We start from the raw sequence: 26,415 nt of genomic DNA on the forward strand, positions 1-26,415 counted from the left end.
CGCGCACCCGGCGGCGCGACGGCGGGCGCGGGTCAGGTGTGCCGGCGTAGCCAGCTGCGGGCGTGTTCGGGGAAGCCGGTGCCGGGGGCCTCGGGAAGGCTGGCGAGGAGTTCGGCCTCGCTTGCCGGGCGGGCGTTGTCCAGGGCGGTGACCAGCAGCCTCCCGTCGACCGCGCGATCGGCGGCCAGCTCGAGGTAGACCGCGCCGTGGCGGACCACGGCGGTCGGCCCGGCGCCGCCGGAAGCGAGGCGCGGGCGGCCGGTGTCCGCCGGCTCCTCGCACCGGGACGGCGGGCACGACCCGTCCACCGGGGAGGCGATCAGGTGGATCCGGCGGCCGGAGCCGGCCGCGGTGTACTCGTCGCCGCCCTCGCCCAGGCCGAAGGTCTGCCGTTGGCGCCGATAGCCGGGGACGTCGACCACCCACGCCTCGACCGGGAGCGCGTTGAACCGGGCCACCCGCAGGTCGCCGTCGCTCGGGCCGTTGTCGCGGAACGCCAGCAGCCCGGCCCCGGCCAGCGCCACCAGCACCAGCGCCGCCGGGGTGCGCAACCACCAGCCGCGGGCCAGCACCGCCGCGACCGGGATGATCAGTGCGCCGCCGAGGAAGACGGTGAGCCGCCCGTCGTGCCTGAAGGCGAGTCCGTGCGCGTCGGCCACCGCCCGCCCGGCCAGCCAGGTGAGCGCGCCGACCGAGGCCACCAGCAGCGCCCAGAGCAGCCGCCGGGCCGGCGTTGACCCCAGCGGGGTGACCACCGGCGTGGCCCGGACCAGCAGGACCAGCAGGCCGAGGAAGACCAGTACGGCCACCGTGAGCAGCGCCGCGGTCGCCACCGTGGTGCCGGTGCCGCCCAGCTTGAAGCCGCGGGCCATGCCGGTCAGCACCAGGGGGACGCAGCCGCCCAGGATCCACAGCGAGATGAACTGCCAGACCGTCTGCCCGGGCCGGGACGCCGCGGGATCACGCCACCGGGGCGGGTCGTCCGCCGGGGGAGCGGTGCGGACGCGGGGCCGTGCGCTGTGCCGGGGTGCGGACATCGACACAGGGTGGCACCGGCGTCGCCGCCCGTGGTGCCCCGCGCGGTGTCCCGAATTGGCACCTGGGAGGAACGCGTGACCGATGGCGGCCGCCGGCCAGGCCATTTGAGGAAGTTCTCCTATTGGGATGAAAGAGAAATCGGCCGCCGACTCCCGGGCGTTCGGGTCCGCCACCGGCTTACCCGCCACCACCGAGCGGTACGGCCGGTCCGCCGTCTGCCACCCGGCGGTCACCGGCCCGGACCGGATCGCCGGCGCGCCGTCCATATCAGAGGGATAACGGTCTGACCCTTGGGGCATGCGCCGGAGCCGCCCGGGCGCGAGGCTGGCTCCCAGGGGGTGAGACGGGGCATGTTCACGATCCTCTGGGCCGCGGTGCGTTCCCGTGCCGCGCAGACGTTCACGCTGCTCGTTCTCACCGCGCTGCCGGCCGCCGCGGCCGCCGCCGCGCCGTGGTACGCGCTGTCCACGGCCGGCCGGGACGCCGCGGCGACGACCGCGACCGTGCCGGCTGCCGAGCGCACCGTGATCGTGCACTGGGACAGCGACACCGGCGTCGACCCGGAGGCCGCGCTCGACGCCTTCGGCGACAAGGTCGCGCAGACCCTGCCGATGCCCGGCGCCGACGGGGCGCTCGGCCTGAGCCGGGCGATGACAGTGGTCGACCCCGGTGGCGCCGCCGACCACATCAACGTCGACTACCTGGCCGGCTTCTGCGACCGGGTCCGGCTCACCGGCGACTGCCCGGCCCGGGCCGGCGACGCCGCGATCACCAAGGCCGTCGCCGAGCGGCTCGGCGTGCGGCCGGGTGCCACGCTCGTCGTGCGGGGCAGCGTGGACGCCGAGGCCAGGCGCATCCCGATGCGGGTCACCGCGCTCTACGAGATCACCGATCCGGCCGCCGGCCACTGGGCCGACTCGCTGTTCAAGGTGGACAGCGGCCTCGACCCGATCTTCACGGTGCCGCGCACCTTCACCGGCAGCCCGCTCAGCGAGCCGGTCTTCACCTGGTCCGCCGAGGTCCCGGTGCCGCTGCTGCGCGGCGACGACGGATACGACCTGGGCGAGCTGGTCGCCCAGTCCGGTGCGATCGGCAAGGTCACCGACCCGACTGGCCCGCTCCGCGCCGAGCTGGCCAACGCGGGCGTGCGGCTGCTGCGCGCGGTGCTGCTCGCCGCGCTCCCGGTGCTGCTGCTCGGCTGGTACGCGATCGCCCTGGCCGGCCGGTACACGGCCCGGGACCGGCGGCGCGACGCGGCCCTGCTCAAGATGCGTGGCGGCAGCCGGAAACGCCTGCTGCTGCTCCTCTCCGGGCAGCACGTCGCCCCGCTGCTGGCCGGCGGGCTGGTCGGCACCGCCGCCGGGATCGCGGCCGGCCGGATCCTCGCCGGGGGCGGCTCGCCGGCCGCGGCCGGGTGGTCGCTCGCGGCGGTCGCCGGTGTGCTGCTCGGCGCGTTCGTGATCCTGGTGGTGGCCGACCTGCTGCTGATCCGCACCCCGGTGGCGGTGCTGCAGCGCGAGCTGCCCGCCGCCCGGGCCGGCCGGGCCGCGCTGCTCGCCGACGTCCTGCTGATCGCGCTCGCGGTGGCCGCCGCCTACCAGGCCCGGTCCGGCAGCCCGGACACCGGCGTCGGCGCGATCGCCCCGCTCGCCGTCAGCGTCGCCGCCGTGGTGCTGCTGGCCCGGCTGCTGATCCGGGCCGCCGACCGCGGTGGCGGCGCCGCACTGCGGGCCGGGCAGCTGCGGTTCGGCCTGACCGCGGTCCGGATGTCCCGGCTGGCCGGCCTGGACCGGGTGTTCGCGCTGCTCGCCGTCGCGGTCGCGATGCTGGTCACGGCGACCGGCGCGGCCGCCGCCGACCGGGCCGCGCACACCGCCCGGGCCGAGGCCGAGCTGGGCGCCGACCGGGTGCTCACGGTCCGCGCGGCGAACTGGACCGCGCTGCGGCACGCCGTCGCCGTCGCCGACCCGGACGGGCGGTACGCCATGGCCGCCGCGGTCGACGCCCGGTCCAGCCCGCCGGTCCTGGCCGTGGACACCGGCCGGCTGGCCGCCGCCGGCGCCTGGCGTGCCGAGTTCGGGCCGCTCCCGGCCCTCGCCGACGAACCCGACCCGGTCCCGCCGATCACCGGGCACGCCCTGGTGCTGCGGGTCCGCAACGATCGGGCGGCCCCCGCCGACGTCGACGCGGTCCTGCAGAACGAGACGACCGGCGCCAAGGTCTCGGTGAGCTTCGGCCCGGTGCCGCCGGGCGAGCACACCGTCACCGCCGAGCTGACCGGCTGCGCCGAGGGCTGCCGGCTGGCCCGCTGGGAGCTGCCCGCCCGGCTCGGCCCGGACGGCGTCCCGGTCCCGCAGCCGGTCACCCTGCACTCGCTGGCGCAACGCGGCCCGGACGCCGGCCTGCTCGGCGCGGACCTGCTCGCCGACGCCACCCGGTGGCGGACCGGCAGCAACGACGTCGGCCTGAGCCTGGCCGGCGGCCCGGACGGACTCACCGTCGCGGCCGGCGCGGGCGCCGCCAAACCCGGCGCCGACCGGGTGTTCCCGGTCGACACCCCACTACCGCTGCCGCTGTTGCAGGCCGGTCCGGTCCCGGTGCCGTGGCGGCTCGGCGAGCCCACCCTCAACGTGAGCGGCGCCCTGGTCCCGGCCCGGGTGACGGCTACCGTCCCGGCACTGCCGGTGCTCGGCGCGAGCGGCGTGCTCGCCGACTTCGACGCGCTGCGCCGGGTGGCCGCCGAGGCCGGCGCGCCGGGCGTCACCCAGGTCTGGCTGACCGCCGACGCGCCGGCCGCGGTGGTCGACCGGCTGAAGGAGGCCGGGGTGCTGGTGCTCACCGACGAGACCGCCGCCGCCCGGGCCGGCCGCACGGCCGGCCGGGGCACCGCGCCGGCCGGCTCGTTCGCGCTGCTCTGCGCGGTGCTGGCGGTGCTCACCGCGGCCGCCGTCGGCGCGGTCGCCGCCTCTGTCGACAGGGGGCCGCAGCGCGCCTCGACGACCGCGCTGCGGGTGCAGGGCCTGCCCGCTGCCACCGCCGCCGCGAGCCGCTACCTCGGCCCGTTCGTCCTGGTCGTGGGCGGCGTGGCCGGCGGGGTGCTGGCCGCGGTGCTGGCCCGGCGGCTGACCGGCGAACCGGGCTCCTACTTCGAGGACGGCTGGCGGCTGCTGCCACCACCCGAGGTGCTCGGCTGGCCGCCACTGCTCGTCTCCGCCCTGCTCACCATGCTCTTCCTGACCGGGCTGGCCGCGGTGTCCGCCATGGCCGCCGGCGAAGGCGGGCCGAAGTGATCGCGTTGGTGTTCACCATGGTCTGGGCCCGGCGGGGGCCGGCCGTCGTGCTCGCCGTGCTCGCCGCGTTCGCGGTGGCACCGGCCGTGGCCGCCCCGGCCTACCTGCGCGCCGCCGACCGGGTGGTGGCCGCCGGGCAGGTCGCCGGGGCCGACCCGGCCGAGCGGGCGATCAGCCTGCACGCCGTCGACCACGACCGGCGCGGCGGCGGCGGCAGCGGGGCCGGCGGGGTCGACCTGACCGCCGTCGGCTCCACCCTGGGCGAGTTGCCCGGCTTCCGATACGTGTACGCCGCCGAGTACCCGGTGATCGGCCTGGAGTCCGACGACCGGTACCGCACCCGGCTGGCTCACCGGCAGGACGCCTGCGCGCACCTGACCATGGTGACCGGGCGCTGCCTGCTCGGCGAGGGCGACCTGGTGGTGGGCGAGCGGACCGCGCAACGGCAGCATCTGCGTGCCGGGCAGTCGGTGAGCCTGACGTTCGCCCGCTTCAACGCCGACCCGGACACCATGATGTACGAGGCGGACGGCGTACCGAAGAAGTTCTTCGTCGCGGGGACCTATCGGGTGCCCGATCCGGGCGGGCCCTACTGGGGTGCGCACAGCTACTTCGCGCCGGAGGAGTCGGCCGACGGCAGCCGCCCGGGCGAGCCGGCCTTCACCGGCCTGTCCACACTCGACCTGATGGACCACGGCGACGTCGAGATCGGCGTCGACGGCTACGCCGGACCGGGTGCCCTGGACGTGGATCACCTGCCCGCCCTGCGCGACGCCCTGGTCCACCTGGAGGCCAGCGTCGCCGACCTGGGCGCCGCCGGTGGCGTCGGGGCCGGTGGCGCGCTCCAGCTGGAGACGTCGATGCCGGCGCTGATGGCCCGGATCGACGAGGGGCACACCGCCGCCCGCCGGATCGTCCCGGTCCCCGCCGTCGCCCTGATCGTGCTCGCCTGCCTGGCCATCCTGCTCGCGGTCGGGGCCGGCGCGGAGGCCCGCCGCCCGGAGACCGCGGTGATCGCGCTGCGCGGTGTCCGGCTGCCCTACCGCTGGTGGCTGGCGGCCGGCGAAAATCTGGTAGCGGTGCTGGCCGGGGCGATCGCCGGGGTGCTGGCCGGGCAGTGGCTGGTCGACGCGGTCGTCGCGGTCCGCTGGCCGGGCGTCGGCGCCGACCCCGACCCGGCCTCGCTCGAGTACGCCCCGCTCGCGGCCGCCGCGGTGATCGTGGCCGTGCTCGTCGCCCAGGGCGGCCCGATGCTGCGCCCGGTCGCCGAGCTGCTGCGCCGCGCCCCGATGCCCGGCCGCTACGCCGGTCTCGCCGTCGACATCCTGGTGGCCGCGCTCGCGGTGGCCGCCGCCGCCCAGCTCGCCCTCGGCGGCGGTGACCTGGCCGGGATCGACTCGGCCGCCCCGGCCCTGGTGATGCTGGCCGCCGCGCTGCTGGTGGCCCGTGCGGTGCGCCCGCTCGCGGCCCGCTCCGGGCACCGGGCCCTGGAGCGCGGCCGGCTCGGCCGCGGCCTCACCGGGCTGCTGCTGTCCCGCCGCCGGGCCACCGGACGGGTCCTGGCGCTGCTGATCGCCGCGGTCGCGGTGAGCGGCTACATGGTCGCCGCCTCCCAGGTGGCCGCCCGCGGCCGGCAGGTCGAGGCCGATCTGGGCGCCGGCGCCGACCGGGTGCTCTCGGCCGGCTCGATCAGCCGCAGCCAGCTGATCGCCGCGGTCCGCGCGGTCGACCCGGACCAGCGGTTCGCGATGGCCGCGGTCCGGATCCCGCAGCAGGCCGGGCAACCGCCGCTGCTGGCCGTCGACACCGGCGACAGCCGGCTGGCCACGGTGGCGAACTGGCCCGGCGGCGCGGCCGACCCGCGGCGGATCGCCCGCGCGCTGCACCCGGCCCCGGCGCGGCCGCTGGTCGTGGCCGGCCCGGAGGTGACCCTCGACCTGACCGCCGCGGAGTTCGAGGCGGGTAAGGCGGTCAGCCTGGACGTGACGGTCGCCCCGGCCGACGGCCGCGGCCCGGACCAGGTGGTCCCGATGGGCGTGGTCCAGCCCGGACGGCACACCTACCGCTATCGCGTCGCCCAGTGCGCCGGCGGCTGCCGGGTGAACGCGCTGCGGATCTCCGGCAGCCAGTCGCTCGGCACCCACGGCGTGATCACCGTGCACCACCTCGGCGACGCCGACCCGGCCCGCTGGCGGATCTCCGGTGGTGGCCGGCTCGGCGCCGCGCCGGACGGGCTGCGCGTCGAGGTGACCAGCCTGGACGGCCGGCCGGAGGGGATCTACGTGCAGCCGGTGTCCACCCCGTGGCCGTTGCCCATGGTGGCGACCGGGACGTTCGTTCCGGGCACCGTGTCCGGTCTCGACTACCGCCCGGTCCCGGTCACGGTGGCCGGTCGGCTGCCCGCCGTACCGGCCGTCGGCACGCCGGCCATGCTGATCGACCTGGAGTACGCCGATCTCGTCTCCACCGACGGCGCGCCGATCCAGGGCGGCCAGATCTGGCTCTCCCGCAACGCGCCCGCCGACGCGCGGGAACGCTTCGCCGCGAAAGGCGTGGAGATCGTCGGTGACCTGCGGGCGGCGCAGATCGCCACCCGGCTGGACCGGCAGGGCCCGGCCGTCGCGCTCGGCTACGCCGGGCTGGTCGGCGTCCTGGTGGTGGTGCTGGCCGCCGGGGTGCTGGTGCTGACCGCGGCGGCGGGCCGGGACCGGCAGGCCGAGGACCTGGCCGCGCTGCGGGCGCAGGGGCTGAGCCGGGCCGAGGTGCGGCGGGCGGCGCTGTGGGCGTACCCGATGCTGGTCGCGGCGGCGGTACCGGCCGGGCTGGCGATCGCGCTCGGCGGCTGGGCGGCCACCGGGTGGGCGCTGCCGCTGGCGGGGGTGGATCCGTCGCCGCTGCCACGCCCGGGGTGGCCGGGAGTGATCAGTGTGGTGCTGACCGGGGTGGTGTTGCTGGTCGTGCTCGGCGGCACCGCCCTGCTGGCCGGTCGCCGCACCCTGCGCCGGATCCGCTGATGCGGGTACGCCCGGGGCACCGGTTCTAGGCTGGTCCGGTGCAGCTTCTCTCCGCCCACGCCGGGAACTGGACCGGCGACGGCACCGGCGTCACCGTCATCCTGCCGCCACCGGGCACCGTCGGTTCCGGCGAGGTTCGCGGCGGCGCCCCGGCCACCCGGGAGTTCGACCTGCTCCACCCGTCCCGGACGGTCGGCCGGGTGGACGCGGTGGTGCTCTCCGGCGGTTCCGCGTTCGGCCTGGCCGCCGCCGACGGCGTGATGGCCGTGCTCCGCGAGCGCGGCCTGGGCTACCCGACCCCGCTCGGGCCGGTCCCGATCGTCGTCGGCATGTCCATCTTCGACGGTTCGGTCGCCACCGAGCCGCCCGGTGCCGCGGCCGGCCGGCACGCCGCGCTGGCCGCCCTGGCCGGCACGGAGTTCGGCCTCGGCCGGGCCGGCGCCGGCGCCGGCGCGACCACCGGCAAGTGGCGCGGCCGCCTCGACCCGGGCGGCCTGGGCCGCGCCGACGGGCACGCCGGCCCGGCCCGGGTGACCGTCCTGGCCGTGGTCAACGCCTGGGGCGACGTCCTGACCCCGGCCGGCGAGCCGGTCTTCGGCGGCGACGAGACCTACCGGCCGGCCGCGCCGTTCGGCCGGGACAACACCACGATCGCCGTGGTCCTCACCGACGCCGCGCTCGGCAAGGCGGACTGTCACCTGCTCGCGCAGAGCGGGCACACCGGGTTCGCCCGGGCCCTGCACCCGGCGCACTCGCGCTACGACGGCGACGCCGTGGTGGCCCTGGCCACCGGCGAGGTCACCGAGGGCGTCGACCTGGATCTGCTGCGCGCGGTCACCGCCGAGGTGATGGCCTCGGCGATCCGCGCCGCCGTCACCCCCGGTCCGGGGGCGGACGGCCACCCCTGAGGATCATCCGGATCGTGCTGGTGTTATCACTGTGTGATGCTGGTTGACTTCAGCGCGCCCGTCGCCGCGTCCCCCGCCGAGGCGGAAGCCGCCGCCGTGTCGGCGGAACAGGTCGGTTACGACGGCTTCGCCGCGGCCGAGACCAAGCACGACGTCTTCACCACGCTCGCCCTGGTCGCCCGGGCCACCGAGCGGATCTCGCTGCAGTCCGGCATCGCGGTGGCGTTCGCCCGCAACCCGATGACCGTGGCGGTGCTCGCCAACGACCTGCGGCTGATCTCCGAGGGCCGGTTCCGGCTCGGCCTCGGCTCGCAGGTCAAGCCGCACATCGAGCGCCGGTTCGCGATGCCGTGGAGCCGGCCGGCGGCGCGGATGGAGGAGTTCGTCGCCGCGCTCCGGGCCATCTGGCACGCCTGGGCCACCGGCGAGCGGCTGGCGTTCCGTGGCGAGTTCTACAAGCACACCCTGATGACCGAGTTCTTCGATCCGGGGCCGAACCCGCACGGCAACCCGCCGGTGGAGCTGGCCGCGGTGGGGGAGCGGATGACGGCGGTGGCCGGCCGGGTCGCCGACGGCCTGCTGGTGCACCCGTTGACCAGCGTCACCTACCTGACCGAGCGGATCGTGCCCGGCCTGCGCGAGGCCCGCGGCGGTGACCTCGACGACTTCACCCTGGGCCTGAGCGCCATGGTGGTGCTCGGCGCCGACGACAAGCAGCGGGCCAGGGCCGAGCGGGCGGTGCGTGGCCAGATCGCGTTCTACGCCTCCACCCCGGCGTACCGCGCGGTGCTCGACCTGCACGGCTGGGGCGAGCTGGCCGACCGGCTCAACGTGATGTCGCGCCGGCAGGACTGGGCGGCGATGGCCGCCGAGATCCCCGACGACGTGCTCGACACGTTCGCCGTCGCGGGCGACCCGGCCACCGTCGCGGCCGGTCTGCGGGCCCGCTTCGGTACGACCATCGACCGCATCTCGCTGTACACCCCGTACGAGGCGGACCGCTACCAGCTGGCAGCGGTCCGCAGCGCCTTGCGTACCGGCTAGCCGATCTTGATCTCGTCGACCCGGTCCGGATAGAACGCGACGTGGTCCTTGATCTGCGCGACCGCGTCGTAGGGTGCCTGATATTCCCAGATCGCGTCGACGGACCGCTCGCCGCCGGCCGTGATCGAGTAGTAGCTGGCCTCGCCCTTGTACGGGCAGTAGGTCCGCGTGCCGGTGCGCTCCAGCAGCGTCTGGTCGACGTCGGCGAGCGGCACGTACTGCACCGCCGGGTACGTCGCCTCGCGCAGGCTCAGCGCGTCCCCGGTGTCCGCCACCACCTTGCCGGCGACGGTCACCACGACCCGTTTCCCGGTCGGGGTGATGGTGATCGGGTGGTCGGGACCGGGCTGTTTCCTCGGCCGGTCTGTCATCGAAGATCCCCTCCTGCCTTGGACGCTTACGAAACTACTACGGTGATCCGGTGACCACCGCCGCGATCGCCGCCGTGACCGAGTCCGGGATCAGCCACGAGGTGGTCCGGCACGGCCCGGTCGGCAGCGTCGCCGAGGCCGCCGCCACCCAGGGCGTCGAACTCCGCGACCTGGTGAAGACCCTGGTCGTCCGCCGCGGCCCGGACGACTACCTGTTCGTCCTGGTGCCCGGCGACCGGTCGATCTCCTGGCCCAAGCTGCGCGCCCTGCTCGGCGTCAGCCGCCTGTCGATGCCGGACGCGGACACCGCCCGGGCGGCCACCGGGTACGAACGCGGCACCATCACCCCGTTCGGCGCGACGACCGCCTGGCCGGTCATCGCCGACGCGAGCGTCGAGGGCCGGACGATCAGCCTCGGCGCGGGGGAGCGGGGCGTGGCCCTGCGGGTCCCGGCCGATGCCGCGGTCGCGGCGCTGGGCGGCACCTTCGCCGACGTCACCGAGCGGGCCGTTCTCGCCCGGTGACCCTCCGTCCTGGGTTTCCTTCGGACATCGGCCGCCGGTCACGGCCCGCTCGCGCCACGGGGTTCGTGGTCGCCGTTTGCGGTCCGTGGTCGGTTGTTGCCTGCGCGCGCTACGGGGTTCGTGGTCGCCGTTTGCGGTCCGCGGTTGGTCGCGGCTTGCTCGCGCTATGGGGTTCGTGGTCACTGTTGCGGCCGCCGCGTGCGGTCCGCGGTCGGTCGCGGCCTGGCCGCCAGGCCACGGGGTTCCTGGTCACCGTCCCGGCCGCCGGTCGCCGTCCGCGGATGGCCGGGTCAGATCCGGTGTGCGATGGGTTGCGGTCCGCGATCCGCTTCCTGTCCGCCCTCCGACATTCCCGGTACGCCCCGCGCTCCGGCACCGCCCCGCCTCGACCGGCTGGTTGTGGTGGTGGTGTCCGGGGCTGGGATAGGGCCGTGAGTGCCAGCCGGTGGTGCTGGGCTGGTTGTGGTGGTGGTGTCCGGGGCCGGGATAGGGCCGTGAGTGCCAGCCGGTGGTGCTGGGCTGGTTGTAGTGGTGGTGTCCGGGGCCGGGATAGGGCCGTGAGTGCCAGCCGGTGGTGCCGGGCTGGTTGTGGTGGTGGTGTCGGAGCCCGGGATAGGGCCGTGGGTGCCAGCCGGTGGTGCTGGGCTGGTTGTGGTGGTGGTGTCCGGGCCCGGGACAGGGCCACCAGGACCAGCCCGGGTCTCGGCTGCGGCGGGTCCCTGGCCGGCCGGGAGAGCGTCCCCGCCGGGCAAGCCGGGACCCGATCGCGCGGCGTGACCGGCCGGTGTCAGGCCTTGAGGGCGTCGGCGACCGCGTCCGCGAGCGGCGTCGTCGGGCGGCCGATCAGGTCGCGCAGGTCGCTGCCCGGGTTGTCCAGGACACCGTTGTCGCGCACGTGCACGTCGGTGTCGGCCAGGATGGCGGCGAAGCCCTGCGGCACGCCGGCCCCACTGAGGATCTCGACGAGCTGCTCCGCCGGCACGTCGGTGTAGCCGATCTCGGTGCCTAGCTGCCGGCTCACCTCGGCCGCCAGCTCCGCCATCGTGAACGGGGAGTCGCCGCCCAGCTCGTACACCGGCTTGGGGGTGGCGGCGGTCAGCACCGCGGCGGCCGCTTCGGCGTAGTCCTGCCGGGCCGCCGCGGCGATGCGCCCGTCACCGGCGCTGCCGAGGAACGCACCGGTCGCCCGTACGGTAGGCAGTTGCGCGGTGTAGTTCTCGAAGTACCACCCGTTGCGCAGGAACGAGTGGGCCAGCCCGGACGCGGCGAGGGCCTCCTCGGTCGCCTTGTGGTCGGCGGCCAGCAGGATCGGGGTGGTGTCGGCGCGCAGCACGCTGGTGTACGCCACGAAGCCGACGCCGGCCGCCTTGGCCGCCTCGATCGCCGCGACGTGCTGCTCCACCCGGTTGCCGACCGCGTTGGTGGAGACCAGCAGCAGCCGGTCGACACCGGCGAACGCGGTGGCCAGGCTCTCCGGCCGGTCGAAGTCGGCCTCGCGCACCTGCACGCCGCGGGCGAGCAGGCCGGCCGCCTTCGCCGGGGTGCGCACCGCGGCGACGATCGAGCCCGGCTCGACGCCCCGGCTGATCAGGGCCTCGACGACGAGACGGCCGAGGTGCCCGGTGGCGCCGGTGACAGCGATGGTGGTCATGGCGAACTCCTAGAGGTTCGTTGGTGAGTGCTGCATCAGAGAATGCACTAACTTTTCGAAAGTGCCAACCCTGGGGAGGTACTCTGTGACGCATGACTGATCCCGCCGACGAGCTGATCCCCAGCGTCTTCGCCCGGGACTGCACCTCCCGGCACGTGATGGCGGACGTCACCGGCAAGTGGGGCGGTCTCGCGCTGGCCGCGCTGCACGACGGCAGCTACCGGTTCAACGCGCTGCGCCGGCGCGTCGACGGCGTCAGCGAGAAGATGCTGGCCCAGACCCTGCAGGCGCTGGAGCGGGACGGTCTGGTGGTGCGCGAGGTGCAGGCCGCCATCCCACCCCGGGTGGAGTACAGCCTGACCCCGCTCGGCACCCGGGTGGCCGGCAAGCTCAAGGAGCTGATCGATCTGCTGGAGAGTGAGATCGGTCAAGTTCGGGTCGCGCAGGCGGCGTACGACGATAGGTTCCACCCGTGAGCGCGTCGATTCAGCCCGATGTCCCGCCGTCCGGCACCGGTTGCGTGGAGTGTCTGGAATCCGGCGGCTGGTGGGTCCACCTGCGGCGGTGTGCGCAGTGCGGGCACGTCGGCTGCTGTGACACCTCCCCGGCGCAGCACGCCACCGCGCACTTCCGCGAGTCCGGTCACCCGGTGATCCAGTCCTTCGAGCCGGGCGAGGACTGGTTCTGGGACTACACCACCGAGGCGGCGCTGGCCGGCCCCGAGCTGGCCGCCCCGACGAGCCGCCCGGCCGACCAGCCCACCCCCGGCCCGGCCGGCGCGGTCCCCGCCGACTGGCGCTTCAAAATCAACAGATAAACGCCAACCGCTTTCCGGTACGCGGTCAGCCCGTTCCGCCGGGCGGCCCCGGCCGTCACGAGCAGCCGGGCGGTAAAGATCTGACACAAGCGGGCGCAACCAGAAAGAAACCCGGCAAACCGCCCACGCTTCCGCACCTCCCTCAGTTGACGAAGGTCACCGCCGAATTGGTGGTCAGTCAGCCAACAGTGGGGGGAAGATGCTCGGCCTCGAGAACATCGGCACAGCCAAGCGGCTGGGCGTCATCGTCGCCACCGGAGCGGTAGCGCTCGGCGGGATGGCGACCATCACGCTCGTCGGCCAGGAGCGCCTGGCGGACAAGAGCCTGCGGGTCAGCGAGTTGCAGTGCGGTCAGGCCGCCCTCAACCACCTGAACAACCGGCAGAGCGAGCTGAAGGTGGACGCCTACCGGGCCGCCCTCGGCCACGACGTCCTGCAGGATGTCAAGGACGACGTGCAGTCGTCGGTCGAGGCCGCCGACGCGGTGCACTCCTGCGGCCTGCCGGCCGCGATCACCGACCAGTTCAAGAGCTACGCCCCGGACTTCGAGGACTTCAACAAGTTCATCTCGGACTTCGTGGCCGCCGGTGTGGCCGACCCGAAATCGGTGGTCGACAAGACCGATGACATCGGCCCGGCGAACGACAAGACCGACGACGAGCTGGACACCCTCACCGAGATGGTGGAGAAGCAGGTCGCCGAGCAGAAGGCCGCGATGGCCGACACGGTGACGTCGACCCGCTGGACCTCGATCGTGGTGGCAGCGCTCGGCCTGATCCTGCTGATCGGCATGGCGGTTCCGATGGTCCGTTCGATCCTCGGCCCGATCCGGCGGATCGGCAAGGTGATCGACGCCCTGGACCAGGGTGACCTCACCGAGCGCAGCAACATCACCACCACCGACGAACTGGGCACCATGGCGCAGAGCCTGGACCGCACCCTCGACAAGCTGCGCCAGTCGATGGTCACCATCGCCAAGGACTCGGACGCCCTGGCAACCGCCTCCACCCAGCTGGCCGCCGTCTCCGGGGAGATCGCCGCGGCCGTCGACAACACCGACCGGCAGAGCAGCTCGGCCGCCACCGCGGCGGACGAGATCTCGCGCAACGTGCAGAGCGTCGCGGCCGGCTCCGAGGAGATGGGCCTGTCGATCCGGGAGATCTCCCGCAACGCGGCGGACGCCGCCCAGGTCGCCTCGGTCGCCGTGGCCGAGGCCGCGATGGCCACCGAGACCATCCGCAAGCTCGGCGAGTCGTCCGCCGAGATCGGCAACGTGATCAAGCTGATCACCAGCATCGCCGAGCAGACCAACCTGCTCGCCCTGAACGCCACCATCGAGGCGGCCCGGGCCGGCGACGCCGGCAAGGGCTTCGCCGTGGTCGCCAGCGAGGTCAAGGACCTGGCCCAGGAGACCGCCCGCGCCACCGAGGACATCGGCGCCCGGGTCACCGCCATCCAGCAGGACACCAGCGGCGCGGTCGACGTGATCAACCGGATCTCCGACGTGATCGCGCAGATCAACGACTTCCAGACCACCATCGCCTCGGCGGTCGAGGAGCAGACCGCCACCACCGGCGAGATGAGCCGCAGCATCGGCGAGGTGGCCGCCGGATCCGGCCGGATCGCCGCGAACATCAACGACGTCTCGTCGGCCAGCCAGGCCACCGTCAGCGGCGTCAACCAAACCCGTCAGGCGAGCGAGGAGGTCTCCCGGACCGCCGAGGAGCTGCGCGCACTGGTGGCCGGCTTCACGTTCTGAGCGGTACCGAGAAGGGCACGACGAGGGCCGGTCGCCGAGCGCGACCGGCCCTCTTCTCATGTCCGGGCCCACGCTGCCGATGAAGCTCACATGCGTGTCGCGTCGGATCAGTCCCTGCTGACGCGCCGCCGGACCGTCGAGGCCTCCGCCCTGGTCAGCCGGGGACTCGGCTGGCTGTCCACGGTCGTCTACCTGGTGCAGCTCAAGGCCGCGGGGCCGGTGCCGGCGGCGTTGGAGCGCAGCCTGTGGGCCGGGATCGTCGCGATGGCGGCCGCCAACCTGCTCGCCTTCGCGGGCTGGCGCCGTCCCGGCAGCCGCTGGTACAGCGCGCAGAGCGCCGGTCAGGTGGCCCTCGACAGCGCGGTGATCGCCGGTCTGGTGGCCTTCTCCGACGGCTACACCGGGCAGGTGACCTGGCCGATCATGGCGGTTCCGGTGGTGGTCGCCGCCATCCGGCACCGGCTGGGCGGGGCGCTGACGGTGTGGGCGTTCACCTCGATCTGGTTCGGGCTGGTCGTCGCGATCTCACCGGGCCCGGCGCAACCGCGCGACGCGGTCTTCTCCGCCCTGATCAACCTGTTGATCGCACTGGTCACCGGAACGCAGGCGACCGCGTTCGCCCGCCAGCTGGCCACCCTGCAGCAGGTGCGCAGCGAGCTGCAGCACCAGGCCACCCACGACCCGCTGACCGGCCTGCCGAACCGGGCCCGGCTCGCCGAGCGAGCCGCGGCCTGCACCGGCCGGCTCGGCGTGCTGCTGCTCGACCTCAACGGGTTCAAGCAGGTCAACGACACCTACGGGCATGCGTCAGGTGACGAGCTGCTGCATCAGGTGGCGCTGCGGCTGAGCGCGATCATCGGCTCCGGCGACCTGGTCGGCCGGCTCGGCGGCGACGAGTTCCTGGTGCTGCTGCCGGACGCCGACCCGGAGCGGGCCGCGCGGGTGGCGGACCGGATCCGTGAGGTGATCCGGCGGCCGATCCAGATCGGCGACGGCCGCGAGGTGACCGTCGGGGTCAGCGTCGGCCTGGCGGTCCGCCCGGCCGACGGCACGGCCGCGCTGGACACGCTGACCGCCGAGGCCGACGCCGCCATGTACCGCGAGAAGCACACCCGGCGGGCGGCATGATGCACCATCTGATGATCCGCCGTCGTGGCGCTACCTATCGCCCACGCACGCGTTGATCCATCCGCGCGCTCAAGACGCCGCCCAGCCGGGTCGGTCCGGCAAACGGTCCGGCTGGGCGGCCCCGCGCCCTCAGCTCCAGGATTCCAAGATCTCCGGTACGGTCGCGGCCCTGCTCGGCTCGGGCACGCTTGCCGGCGTACGCCCGAATCGCGGCGCCGGGGCGGGCTGAAGCTGCCCGCCCACCTCGACGAAGGCGGACCTCGCCCGGTTGTGCGGGTGCCCGGGCGCCTCGGCGGGCGTCAGCACCGGGCTGACGCAGGCGTCCAGCCCGTCGAAGACCTCGGCCCACTCGTCCCGGCTCCGGCTCCCGAACCGCTCGGTGAGGATCCGCCTCAGCTCCGGCCACCCCCGCCTGTCGAACTGAGCCGGCAGGTCCGGGTCGTCGTCCAGCCCGAGCCCTTTGAGCAGTGCCGCGTAGAACTGCGGTTCGAGCGCGCCCACGGCGACGTAGCCGCCGTCGGCGGTCCGGTACGTGTCGTAGAACGGCGCCCCGCCGTCGAGCAGGTTCTCGCCGCGCCCGCCGCGCCACTGACCGGCCCCGATCATCCCGTGCAGGAACGTGGTCAGCAGCGCCGACCCGTCGACCATGGCGGCGTCGACCACCTGACCCCGGCCGGAGCGCTCGCGTTCCAGCAGCGCCGCCAGGATCCCGACGGCGAGCAGCATGCCGCCGCCGGCGAAGTCGGCGAGCAGGTTGATCGGCGCGTGCGGTCGCTCACCGGCGCGGCCCAGCGGTTCCAGGGCGCCGGCGATCGCCAGGTAGTCGATGTCGTGCCCGGCCGTCGCGGCGAGCGGGCCGTCCTGTCCCCAGCCGGTCATCCGGGCGTAGACCAGCCGCGGATTGAGCTCCGCGCACCGCTGCGGGCCGAAGCCCAGACGCTCGGCGACCCCCGGCCGATAGCCCTCGACCAGCACGTCCGCCTTCTCGATCAGGCGGAGCAGGTCGTCCCGGCCCGCCTCGGACTTGAGGTCGAGGGTCACCGTGCGGCGGCCGCGCTGCAACGGGCCGGCCTGCGGAACGAGCGGTCCCGTGCCGCCGGGCCGGTCCACCAGCACCACGTCCGCGCCCAGGTCGGCGAGGACCATGCAGCCGAACGGGCCGGGCGCCAGCCCGGCCAGCTCGACGACGCGGATCCCGGTCAGCGCGGTCATCGTTGCTCCTGTCTGGTGGTGGTCGAGGTTGTCCACAGCGGGGCGATGTCCACAGGGTGCCCGCCGAGTCGCCCGGCCCGCTGTCAGACTGGCTGCAGGGGTGCCCCCCAGGGAGGGCGGGGGCCTGGGCGACTCGGCGTGATCATGACCCCTAAGCCGGCGCGAACCGCTCCCCGTAGCGAGCCGCCAGCTCCGCCGCCCGCCCCTTGAAGTCGGCGTGCTGCTCCACGTACCGCAGCACCCCACCGGTCCACGGCGGGAAGCCGATCCCGAGGATCGAGCCGATGTTGCCGTCCGCGTCGGTCCGCAGCACCCCCTCGGCCCGGCAGCGCAGCGCGTCCAGCGCCTCGCTGAACAGCAGCCGCTCCTGCAGGTCGGCGAAGGGCACCGCACGACCCTCGTCGGTGGCCAGTTCGGCGAGGCCGTCCCAGAGCCGGGTGCGGCGGCCGTTCTCGTACGCGTAGAAACCGCGACCTGACGACCTGCCGGGCCGGTCGTGGGTCTCCAGCATCGTCGCGACCAGCGCGTGCGCCTTGTCGTAGCCGGCGTTCACGCCGGCCGCCAGGTACGCCTTGTGGATCTTCGCCATCAGCGTGAGCGTCACCTCGTCGGCCAGCGCCAGCGGACCGGTCGGGTAGCCGGCCTGCAGCGCGGCCTGCTCGACCGAGGCGGCCGGCACCCCCTCGGCGACCATGGTGACCGCCTCGTTGATGAACTGGCCGATCACCCGGCTGGTGAAGAAGCCGCGGCCGTCGTTGACCACGATCGGCGTCTTGCCGATCGTGCGGCCCAGGTCGAACGCCCGGGCGATCGCCTCGTCGCTGGTCTGCTTGCCGACCACGATCTCCAGCAGCGGCATCTTGCCGACCGGGGAGAAGAAGTGCATGCCGATGAAATCGGCCGGTCGGTCGACGCCCTGGGCCAGGCCGGTGATCGGCAGCGTGGAGGTGTTCGAGGCGAGCAGCGCGCCGGGCGCGAGCACCGGGGCCACCTCGGCGAACACCTGCTTCTTCAGCGCCGGATCCTCGAAGACCGCCTCGATCACCACGTCGCAGCCGCGCAGGTCCTCGACGTCGGCGGTCGGCGTGATCCGGGCCAGCACCGCCGGGTCGCCGTCGGCCACGGCACGCCGGGCCGCCTCGGGTGAGACGTCCTTGACCACGACCTCCAGGCCGGCCCGGGCACAGGCGTAGGCGATGCCGGCGCCCATCATCCCGGCGCCGAGCACCGCGACCTTGGTGGCCGGCGGGACGGAGACCGCCGGCCGGGCCGCGCCGCCGTTGACCGCCTTCATGTCGAAGAAGAACGCGCCGATCATGTTCTTCGCGATCCGGCCGGTGAGCAGCGTGATCAGCTTGCGGGTCTCGATGACGAACGCGGTCTCGATGTCGACCTGAGCGCCCTCGACGGCGGTCTCCAGGATCGCCTCGGGCGCCGGCATCCGGTTGCCCTTGAGCTGCTTGCGCAGCGTGGCCGGGAAGGCCGGCAGCTGTACGGCGAGCTTCGGGGTCGACGGCGAGCCGCCGGGGATCCGGTAGCCGGGCCGGTCCCAGGGCTGGGCCGCGTCCGGGTTGGCGGCGATCCACTCCTTCGCCCGGGTGATCAGCTCCGCCGGGGCGGAGACCACCTCGTCGATCATCCCGGCCTCCCGGGCGGCGGCCGGCTTGAACCGCTTGCCGGTGAGCAGCCAGGTCATCAGGGCCGGGGCGATGCCCAGCATCCGCACGGTCCGGGTGACGCCACCGGCGCCGGGCAGCAGCCCGAGCGTCACCTCCGGGAAGCCGAGCCGGGTGCCGGGCGCGTCCAGCGCGATCCGGTGGTGGCAGGCCAGCGCGATCTCGAAGCCGCCACCGAGCGCGGCGCCGTTGATCGCCGCTACCACCGGCCGGCCGTACGTCTCCAGCCGGCGCAGGTCCCGCTTGATCGTGCCGAGCAGCTCGAACAGCGCCGGCGCGTCCTCCGGCCGGGCCTTGCTCATCGTCGGCAGGTCCCCGCCGGCGAAGAAGGTGTTCTTGGCGCTCGCCACGATCACGCCGGTGACCTGGTCCTTCTCGGCCTCCAGGCGGTCCAGGGCGGCGGACATCGCGGCCACGTAGGTGGCATTCATCGTGTTGGCCGATTGGTCCGGGTCATCCATCGTCAGCGTGACGATCCCGGCGTCGTCCTTCTCGAAAGAGATCACTTGGCGAACTCCGTAACGCGCTCGATGACTGTCGCGACGCCCATGCCGCCGCCGATGCAGAGGGTGACCACGGCCCGGTGCAGGTCGCGCCGCTCCAGTTCGTCGACCACGGTGCCGACCAGCATCGCGCCGGTCGCGCCGAGCGGGTGGCCGAGGGCGATCGCGCCGCCGTTGACGTTCACCTTCTCCGGGTCGAGGCCGAGGTCGCGGATGTATTTGAGGACCACCGCGGCGAACGCCTCGTTGATCTCGAACAGGTCGATGTCCGCGGTGGTGAGGCCGGCCGTGGAAAGCGCCTTCTCCGTCGCGGGGGTCGGCCCGGTCAGCATCAGCGTCGGGTCGGCGCCGCTCACCGCGGCCCCGACGATCCGCGCCCGGGGCGTCAGGCCGAGCTCGCGTCCGGCGTCGGCCGAGCCGATCATGACCAGCGCCGCGCCGTCCACGATCCCGGACGAGTTGCCGGCGTGGTGGACGTGGTCGATCGCCTCCAGCCAGTGGTACTTCTGCAGCGCCACCGCGTCGAACCCGGCCTGCTCGCCGATCCCGGCGAAGGACGGCCGCAGCTTGCCCAGCCCGGCCCGGGTGGTGTCCGGCCGCGGATGCTCGTCGACGGTGAGGACGTCCAGGCCGTTCGGGTCGCGGACCGGCACTATCGAGCGGGTGAACGCGCCACCGGCGATCGCCTTGGCGGCCCGCTCCTGCGACTGGATCGCGTAGCCGTCGACGTCGTCGCGGGTGAAGCCCTCCAGGGTGGCGATCAGGTCGGCGCTGATCCCCTGCGGCACGAAGCTGGTGGCCAGCGCGGTCTCCGGGTCGAGGAACCAGGCGCCGCCGTCCGAGCCCATCGGGTTGCGCGACATCGACTCGACGCCGCCGGCCAGGATCAGGTGTTCCCACCCGGAACGGATCCGGGACGCGGCCTGGTTGACCGCCTCCAGGCCGGACGCGCAGAACCGGTTGAGCTGCACCCCGCCGGTGGTGTCCGGCAGGCCGGCCACCAGCGCGGCGGCGCGGGCCAGATCGCCGCCCTGCTCACCGATCGGCGTGACGATGCCCAGCACGACGTCTTCGACCCGCTGCGGGTCGAGACCGGGATTCCTTTCCCGTACGGCGTCGATCAGTCCCGTGACCAGGCTGATCGGCTTGGTGCCGTGCAGCGCTCCGTTCTCCTTGCCGCGCCCGCGCGGGGTGCGTACCGCGTCGTAGATATAAGCCTCAGAGGGCACGGGCGATCAGCTCCTTCATGATCTCGTTGGTGCCGCCGTAGATCTTCTGGACCCGGGCGTCGGCGTACATCCGGGCGATCGGGTACTCGGTGGTGTAGCCGTAGCCGCCGAAGATCTGCAGGCAGCGGTCGACGACCTCGCACTGGCCCTCGGTCAGGTAGAGCTTGGCCATCGCGGCGGTCGCCACGTCCAGTTCACCGCGCTGGTGCCGGACGATGCAGTCGTCCAGGAAAACTCGTGACGCGCGCGTGCGGGTGGCGCACTCGGCGAGCACCATGCGGGTGTTCTGGTGGCCGACCAGCGGTTTGCCGAAGGCGGTGCGTTCCTTCGCGTACGCGGTGGCCAGCGCGAGGGCCCGCTGCATGGCGGCGACCGCTCCCACGCCGATCACCAGGCGCTCCTGCGGCAGCTGCCGCATCAGCTGGTAGAAGCCGGTGTTCTCGGCCTCCGGCCCGCCCAGCACGTCGGCGGCCGGCACCCGGAAGTCGTCGAAGAACAGCTCCGCGGTGTCGTTCGCGTGCAGCCCGATCTTCTCCAGGTTGCGGCCCCGCCGGAAGCCGGGTGCGTCCTCGTCCAGCTCGCAGACCAGCAACGACATACCGTGCGCCTTGGCGGACTGATCGGTCTTCACGGCCAGGACCAATAGGTCCGCCAAATACCCGTTGGTGATGAAGGTCTTGGAGCCGCTCACCAGGTAGTCGTCGCCGTCGCGGACCGCACGGGTCCGGATCGCCTGCAGATCCGAGCCGCCGTCCGGCTCGGTCATCGCGATGGCGCCGATCAGCTCGCCGCCGCACAGCCGGGGCAGCCAGCGCCGCTTCTGCTCCTCGGTGCCGTAGGCGGCCAGATAGCCGGTCACGATGCCGCTGTGCACGGCCAGGCCGAGGCTGCCCTCGCCGGCGAGCGTCTGCTCGTGCAGCAGCACCGCCTCGTGGGTGAAGTCACCGCCCCCGCCGCCGTACTGCTCCGGCACCGAGAGGCCGAGCAGGCCCAGCTCGCCGGCTCGCAGGTAGTGCGCGCGGTCGGGATGACCCTGCTGTTCGAGGCGGGCGGCGTGCGGCACCACCTCGTTGAGGAAGAAGGACCGGACCATCTCGGCCAGGTCGTCGTGTTCCGGCTTGCGCCACGGCTCGGCGTAGCCCTCCAGTCCGGGTGTTGGCATCGATACACCCTCGATCACTATTGGCGCTGTGTCAACAAGACTGTGATGAATTGGCGTCATCCATCTGACCCGGCGCTGAAAACATCGACGGAACACCGATCTCGGAATCCGATGAATCGACGTGCCGTAAGGTCACCGCTGTGTCGTCACCAGCCAGCCCACCGGCCCCGGCCGCGCACCGCCGCCGGCGGCTGGAGCCGGACGCCCGGCGCGAGCAGATCATGTCGGTGGCGGTGCGGCTGTTCGGCGAACGCCCGTACGCGGAGGTCTCCACCACCGACGTGGCCCGGGACGCCGGCGTGGCCCGCGGCCTGGTCAACCACTACTTCGGGACGAAGAAGGAGCTCTACCTGGAGGTCGTCCGGGTGATGCTGACGGTCCCCGAGGTGGCCCTGGAGCGCCTGCCGAGCGGCGATCCGCCGGAACGGGTGGACGCCATCGTCACGTGGTTCCTCGACGTGGTCTCCCGGCACAGCACGTCCTGGCTGGCCGCGATCACCGCCGGTGGGATGGCCGGCGACACCGACGTCGACCAGGTCATCGCCGAAGCCATCGACGTCGCGGCGGACAGCGTCCTGGCCGCTGTCGGCGTCACCGCACGCTCCGGCGAGGCCCTGCGCGGCATGGCCCGGGCCTACGTCGGCATGTGCACCTACACCGCCCGGGAGTGGCTGCAGCGTGGCGCGCTGACCCGCGACCAGGTGCACACCCTGCTCACCACCACCCTGCTCGCCATGGTCGAGAAGGTCTTCCCGCAGGCCACCGGCTAGCTCGGACCGGTCAGCGCGCCGGGACGAGCCGGATCCGGACCTCGTCGTCGTAGGGGACGACCAGGGGACGGCCCTGCCCGGTCCACCGGGCCGGGACCAGGAAGAGCCGGCCGCGATGTCGTGCGGCCGACCGATCCGGCCCCACTGTCGGCAATCAGTGGCAGGCATCCACCGCGGCGGTCACACCCGTTTCCGGTACGACCTCGGCGCTCCCGCCGCGGGCGCGCAGCCGGCCAGTGATCCATCGGCCGGCGAGCACCGTGAGTGCCGCGAGCACGGCCAGGAACAGCCGGTCGGTCCACGAGTCGGCGTTGCCGATCAGCCCGAAGACGGTGTGGCCGGCGGTCGCGCCGATCGCCGCGGCGAGCAGGTGCACCGGCGTCCAGGCGGGGTGGGCGTGCCAGCGGCGCAGCGTGACACCGGTGCCGAGGACCAGCAGGGCGGCCGCCGCCATCGGCACCAGGGACCAGGCACCGTGGGTGAAGAACGGCTGGTCCGCGCCGGCGAAGGGGAAGATCAGCGCGAGGAAGGCGAGGGCGGCGGCCCCGGCCGCGAGCCCGGTCGTGGCCGGGGCGGGCAGGGCACGCGGCGGGTTCGCGGGGCGGAGGTGCTTGTCGCGTACGGTAAAAGCGGCGGCCGTCACCAGCAGCGCGACAGTGACGATGACCGCGGCCGCGACCGGCGCGAGGGTGTAGCCCGGGTCCTCCACCGGCGGGATGCCGACCCGCAGCAGCAGCGCGCCGAGCGCCGCGACCACGCCGGTGGTGATCAGACCGCCGCGGCGCAGGTAGGGCCGGTGCCCGTGCCCGGGGAAGAGCAACTCCACCAGGACGATCGGGATGGTGATGCTGAAGACCGGGTGGTAGACCAGGTTCAGCTCGGCGTAGGCGGTGTTCAGGCCGACCAGCCGGGGTGCCCAGTCGGCCGCGCCGTAGAGGTGCGGGCTGGTCAGCCCCTGCAGCACCAGACCCTCCTCGACCAGGCCGTAGGCGACACCGAGCAGCAGCAGACTGGGGAACCCGCCGCCGAAGCGGCGGACGGTCTCCCGGATCAGCAGTGCCCCGGCGCCGTACAGCGGCACGAAGAGCAAGAACACGTAAGCCACCCGCAGCGGCATGAGCCCCAGCGAGAGCTCGGCGACCACCGGCGCGAGCAGCACCAGGGTCCAGGCGGCTCCGCGGTGGCGCGGGCGCGGGTCGGCCGGGGCCGCGGCGTCGAAGGCGGACCGCACGGTCCGCAGGTTCGTGGTGACCGCCAGCGCGGCCAGCAGCAGCACCTGCACCGCCTCGACCACCCGCAGCCACGCCGGGTACTCCGCGCTGACCAGCAGCCAGCCGAGCCCGCCCAGCCCGAGCAGCGCGACGATCCGGACCCGGCGCAGCGCCCGCGCGGTGCCGGCCCGCAGCTGCCGGACGATCCGGACGTAGAGCAGGGCGACGCAGAAGACGGTGACCGGGCGGGACCACAGGGTCCGGGCCAGGGCGGCCGGGTCGGCGCCCGGGTGGTGCCGCTGCTGGTAGGCCAGCACGGTGTCGTGGCCGGCCAGGGTCAGCACGGCGAACAGCAGGCTGACGGCGAGGTTCGCGATGACCAGTGTGACAACGGCTCTGGTCGCCGCGGTGCGGGTCGTCGGGGTCATACCGGAAACGCTAGGAATTCCGGCCGGCCCGATCCTCCGGCCGGGGACGGGTCTCCCGCCTACGACTTCAGGATGAGGGCCGCGGCCGGACCACGCCGAGATCGTAGGCCAGGACCACCGCCTGCACCCGGTCGCGGACGTCCAGCTTGCGCAGGACGGCCGAGACATGGGTCTTCACCGTGGCCTCGGTGACCGTCATCCGGGTGGCGATCTCGGCGTTCGACGCGCCGCGGGCGAGCAGCTCCAGGACCTCGCGCTCCCGGCCGGTGAGCCGGTCCAGGCGGGCGTCGGCGCCGGGCGGGCGCAGGTCGGCGGCGACGAAGTGGTCGAGCAGCCGGCGGGTCGCGGTCGGGGCCAGCAGCGCCTCGCCGCGGGCCACCACCCGGATCGCCTCGGCCAGGTCGCCCGGGCGGACGTCCTTGAGCAGGAAGCCGCTGGCCCCGGCGCGCAGCGCGGAGTACAGCGACTCGTCCAGGTCGTAGGTGGTCAGCATGATCACGCGGGGCGCCGGCACGCCGGCGGTCAGCCGCGCGGTCGCGGTCAGGCCGTCCATCCCGGGCATCCGGACATCCATCAGTACGACGTCCGGCCGGGTCTGCGCCGCGAGCCGGAGCGCCTGCTCGCCGTCGCCCGCCTCACCCACCACCTCGAGGTCCTCGCGCGCCTCGATGATCATCCGGAACCCGACCCGGACCAGCGCCTGGTCGTCGACGATCAGCACCCGGATGCTCACGCCGCGCCCGGTCCGGACTGCCGGGTCCGGCGCCGCGTGGCGCCCTGCCAGGGCAGCCGCGCCCGGACCAGGAAGCCGCCGTCCGGGCCCGGTCCGGCGGTCAGCTCGCCGCCGACCGTGGCGGCTCGCTCCCGCATGCCCCGGATACCGTTGCCGGCCCCGTCACCGGTGCCGCCGTGACCGTCGTCGCGCACTTCGAGCTCCACCTCCGCGTCGGTGACCCGGACCAGCACCTCGGCCCGTCCGGCGCCGGAGTGCCGGAGTGTATTGGTCAGCGCCTCCTGCACGATCCGGTAGGCGCACAACTGCACCCCGGCCGGCGGCTCGGCCGCACCCTCCCGGCGCAGCGTCACCGTCAGCCCGGCCCCGGTCATCGTCTCGGCGAGCCGCCCGACATCCCCGAGCGCCGGCAGCGGTGGCTCGTCCGGCGCACCGCCCTGGTCGCCGTCCCGCACGACACGCAGGAAGGACCGCAACTCGGCGAGGGCCTCGCGCCCGGCCGTCTCGGTGCGCCGGATCGCGTCCCGGGCCTGCCCCGGGTTGATCTCGAAGACGTCGTCGGCGGCCGCGGCCTGCACCACCATCACCGACACCGTGTGGGACAGCACGTCATGCAACTCCCGGGCGATCCGGCCACGCTCCTCCAGCACCGCCTGCCGCCGTTCCGCCTCCCGCCGGGCGGCACGGGCCCGGCCCAGCGCGCCCCAGCTCCAGGCCAGCAGCGAAGCGGCCAGCCACATCCCGGCCGCCGCCCACCGTTGCTGCGCCGCGGCCGGGCCGCACACCGCGAGGACGGTACCGGCCAGCGCCCACAGGCTCTCGCCGGCCGGCCGCGCCCACGCGTAGGTGCACAGCACCACGAAGACCAGTCCCGGCCCGAGCGAGGGCACCACCAGTTGCAGGGCCGCACCGGTCACCAGGATCAGCGCGATCACCAGCCGGCGCGGCGTCCGGTCCTGATCACCGTCGTGCTCGCCCGTCACGTGGGCCAGCCGGCGCAGCGTCCGGTCCTGACCATCGTCGTGCTCGCCGGTCACGTGGGCCAGCTGGCGCGGCGCCTGGTCCTGATCACCGTCGTGCTCGCCCATCACGTGGGCCAGCCGGCGCAGCGCCACCACCTGTGCCACGGCCAGCCCGACCGCTAGGCCGCGCCCGGCGACCGGCGGCAGCGCCTCGGTGGTCACCAGCCAGAGCGCGGGGGAGACCAGCACCGCGGCGAGCACCAGCAGCGCCCGCCGCCACTTCGGCAGCAACCGTGCCTCGTAACGGTCCCCCATCCCCCGACCCTAGCGGCGCCCACCCCGCAGTCGCCGCCCCACCATCGTGACCTCCAGCCAAGCGGCCGTGGGCTGGTCGTAGCGGTGGTCTCAGCCCGCGCGAGACCACCGTGAGTGCCAGCCCGCGGTGGTGGCTGGTCGTGGCGGTGGTCTCAGTCCGTCCGAGACCACCCTGAGTGCCAGCCGTGTGGCCGTGGCTGGTCGTGGTGGTGGTGTCCGGGCTTGCGACACCACTGTGGGTGCCAGCCGTCGGTTCGCGGCTGGTCGTGGTGGTGGTGTCCGGGGTGTTGAGACCACCGTGGGTGCCAGCCGTCGGTTCGCGGCTGGTTGTGGTGGTGGTGTCCGGGGTGTTGAGACCACCGTGGGTGCCAGCCGTCGGTTCGCGGCTGGTTGTGGTGGTGCCAGGGGTGGCGAGACCAGGACTCAGCCCGTGGGAGGCCACCGTGGGTGCCAGCTGGCGGTGGTGGCTGGTCGTGGTGGTGGTCTGGGCCCGTGGGAGACCACCGTGAGTGCCAGCCGCGCGCCTGCGGCTGGCAAGGAGGGTGGTTTCCCGGGCTCGGACACCACCCTCACGGCCAGCCGCGAGGGTGGGGCGGGGGTGGAACTCCGGCGGCGCTCAACCAGGGCACGGCGGCGAGGGGGATTCGCCTAGCCTCCTAGGATGCGCTAG

Annotated in this window: 22 protein-coding genes; 11 read left to right on the top strand and 11 right to left on the bottom strand. The window is 74.1% G+C overall.

The window, feature by feature from the left end; all coding sequences use genetic code 11:
• Positions 1–32 precede the first annotated feature (32 nt).
• Positions 33–1,037, bottom strand: a complete 1,005-nt coding sequence (locus tag Actob_RS12455; protein WP_284920294.1) for a hypothetical protein — start codon at positions 1,035–1,037, stop codon at positions 33–35.
• A gap of 127 nt (positions 1,038–1,164) precedes the next feature.
• Between Actob_RS12455 and Actob_RS12460 the strand changes: the two genes are divergently transcribed.
• The 5 genes from Actob_RS12460 to Actob_RS12480 all read left to right on the top strand — a co-directional run bounded on the left by Actob_RS12460 (position 1,165) and on the right by Actob_RS12480 (position 9,294).
• Complete coding sequence (locus Actob_RS12460) at positions 1,165–1,317, top strand: hypothetical protein (protein ID WP_284920295.1); 153 nt, start codon at positions 1,165–1,167, stop codon at positions 1,315–1,317.
• Positions 1,318–1,388: 71 nt separating this feature from the next.
• A complete protein-coding gene (locus tag Actob_RS12465) occupies positions 1,389–4,328 on the top strand; it encodes an FtsX-like permease family protein (RefSeq protein WP_284920296.1) in 2,940 nt (979 codons plus the stop codon).
• Positions 4,325–7,342, top strand: coding sequence for an ABC transporter permease (locus tag Actob_RS12470; RefSeq protein ID WP_284920297.1), 3,018 nt, complete (start codon positions 4,325–4,327; stop codon positions 7,340–7,342). The genes Actob_RS12465 and Actob_RS12470 overlap by 4 nt, the downstream gene beginning before the upstream one ends.
• Before the next feature lie 38 nt (positions 7,343–7,380).
• Positions 7,381–8,250: a P1 family peptidase gene (locus tag Actob_RS12475; RefSeq protein ID WP_284920298.1), complete on the top strand. Its 870-nt coding sequence runs from the start codon at positions 7,381–7,383 to the stop codon at positions 8,248–8,250.
• A gap of 36 nt (positions 8,251–8,286) precedes the next feature.
• A complete protein-coding gene (locus Actob_RS12480) occupies positions 8,287–9,294 on the top strand; it encodes a TIGR03617 family F420-dependent LLM class oxidoreductase (protein ID WP_284920299.1) in 1,008 nt (335 codons plus the stop codon).
• Here Actob_RS12480 and Actob_RS12485 read toward each other — a convergent pair.
• Complete coding sequence (locus Actob_RS12485) at positions 9,291–9,665, bottom strand: DUF427 domain-containing protein (protein ID WP_284920300.1); 375 nt, start codon at positions 9,663–9,665, stop codon at positions 9,291–9,293. The two genes, Actob_RS12480 and Actob_RS12485, sit on opposite strands and share 4 nt — an antisense overlap.
• Before the next feature lie 50 nt (positions 9,666–9,715).
• Here Actob_RS12485 and Actob_RS12490 point away from each other — a divergent pair, with 50 nt between their 5' ends.
• The gene (locus Actob_RS12490) at positions 9,716–10,189 is read left to right on the top strand and encodes an aminoacyl-tRNA deacylase (protein WP_284920301.1); all 474 of its coding nucleotides are present in this window, start codon (positions 9,716–9,718) and stop codon (positions 10,187–10,189) included.
• A 787-nt stretch (positions 10,190–10,976) separates the two neighbouring features.
• Here Actob_RS12490 and Actob_RS12495 read toward each other — a convergent pair.
• Positions 10,977–11,840, bottom strand: a complete 864-nt coding sequence (locus tag Actob_RS12495; protein WP_284920303.1) for an SDR family oxidoreductase — start codon at positions 11,838–11,840, stop codon at positions 10,977–10,979.
• Between the two features lie 92 nt (positions 11,841–11,932).
• Between Actob_RS12495 and Actob_RS12500 the strand changes: the two genes are divergently transcribed.
• From Actob_RS12500 to Actob_RS12515, 4 genes are all read left to right on the top strand, one after another.
• A complete protein-coding gene (locus Actob_RS12500; RefSeq protein ID WP_284920304.1) occupies positions 11,933–12,316 on the top strand; it encodes a winged helix-turn-helix transcriptional regulator in 384 nt (127 codons plus the stop codon).
• The gene (locus Actob_RS12505; RefSeq protein ID WP_284920305.1) at positions 12,313–12,657 is read left to right on the top strand and encodes a UBP-type zinc finger domain-containing protein; all 345 of its coding nucleotides are present in this window, start codon (positions 12,313–12,315) and stop codon (positions 12,655–12,657) included. The genes Actob_RS12500 and Actob_RS12505 overlap by 4 nt, the downstream gene beginning before the upstream one ends.
• A gap of 199 nt (positions 12,658–12,856) precedes the next feature.
• A complete protein-coding gene (locus tag Actob_RS12510) occupies positions 12,857–14,416 on the top strand; it encodes a methyl-accepting chemotaxis protein (protein WP_284920306.1) in 1,560 nt (519 codons plus the stop codon).
• A 90-nt stretch (positions 14,417–14,506) separates the two neighbouring features.
• On the top strand, positions 14,507–15,544 hold the full coding sequence (locus Actob_RS12515) for a GGDEF domain-containing protein (protein WP_284920307.1): 1,038 nt from the start codon (positions 14,507–14,509) through the stop codon (positions 15,542–15,544).
• A gap of 129 nt (positions 15,545–15,673) precedes the next feature.
• Here Actob_RS12515 and Actob_RS12520 read toward each other — a convergent pair whose 3' ends face one another.
• From Actob_RS12520 to Actob_RS12535, 4 genes are all read right to left on the bottom strand, one after another.
• Positions 15,674–16,756: a CaiB/BaiF CoA transferase family protein gene (locus Actob_RS12520; RefSeq protein ID WP_284920309.1), complete on the bottom strand. Its 1,083-nt coding sequence runs from the start codon at positions 16,754–16,756 to the stop codon at positions 15,674–15,676.
• A 151-nt stretch (positions 16,757–16,907) separates the two neighbouring features.
• Positions 16,908–18,893, bottom strand: coding sequence for a 3-hydroxyacyl-CoA dehydrogenase NAD-binding domain-containing protein (locus Actob_RS12525; protein WP_407653702.1), 1,986 nt, complete (start codon positions 18,891–18,893; stop codon positions 16,908–16,910).
• A 41-nt stretch (positions 18,894–18,934) separates the two neighbouring features.
• Positions 18,935–20,164 (bottom strand): acetyl-CoA C-acetyltransferase, encoded by a 1,230-nt coding sequence (locus Actob_RS12530; RefSeq protein WP_284920312.1) that lies wholly within the window; start codon positions 20,162–20,164, stop codon positions 18,935–18,937.
• On the bottom strand, positions 20,154–21,326 hold the full coding sequence (locus Actob_RS12535; protein WP_284920313.1) for an acyl-CoA dehydrogenase family protein: 1,173 nt from the start codon (positions 21,324–21,326) through the stop codon (positions 20,154–20,156). Before Actob_RS12535 ends, Actob_RS12530 begins: the two co-directional genes overlap by 11 nt.
• A 140-nt stretch (positions 21,327–21,466) precedes the next feature.
• Between Actob_RS12535 and Actob_RS12540 the strand changes: the two genes are divergently transcribed.
• Positions 21,467–22,096, top strand: coding sequence for a TetR/AcrR family transcriptional regulator (locus Actob_RS12540; RefSeq protein ID WP_284920315.1), 630 nt, complete (start codon positions 21,467–21,469; stop codon positions 22,094–22,096).
• A 10-nt stretch (positions 22,097–22,106) separates the two neighbouring features.
• On the opposite strand, the gene Actob_RS12545 is transcribed toward Actob_RS12540, so the two are convergent.
• The 4 genes from Actob_RS12545 to Actob_RS12560 all read right to left on the bottom strand — a co-directional run bounded on the left by Actob_RS12545 (position 22,107) and on the right by Actob_RS12560 (position 25,745).
• Positions 22,107–22,241 (bottom strand): hypothetical protein, encoded by a 135-nt coding sequence (locus tag Actob_RS12545; RefSeq protein ID WP_284920317.1) that lies wholly within the window; start codon positions 22,239–22,241, stop codon positions 22,107–22,109.
• 9 nt (positions 22,242–22,250) lie between these two features.
• Positions 22,251–23,735, bottom strand: coding sequence for a hypothetical protein (locus Actob_RS12550; protein WP_284920318.1), 1,485 nt, complete (start codon positions 23,733–23,735; stop codon positions 22,251–22,253).
• Positions 23,736–23,802: 67 nt separating this feature from the next.
• Positions 23,803–24,468, bottom strand: a complete 666-nt coding sequence (locus tag Actob_RS12555) for a response regulator (protein WP_284920320.1) — start codon at positions 24,466–24,468, stop codon at positions 23,803–23,805.
• Entirely contained in the window at positions 24,465–25,745 is a 1,281-nt protein-coding gene (locus Actob_RS12560) for a sensor histidine kinase (RefSeq protein ID WP_284920321.1), read from the bottom strand. Before Actob_RS12560 ends, Actob_RS12555 begins: the two co-directional genes overlap by 4 nt.
• Positions 25,746–26,415: the final 670 nt, after the last annotated feature.

Source organism: Actinoplanes oblitus (assembly GCF_030252345.1).
Lineage (GTDB): Bacteria > Actinomycetota > Actinomycetes > Mycobacteriales > Micromonosporaceae > Actinoplanes > Actinoplanes oblitus.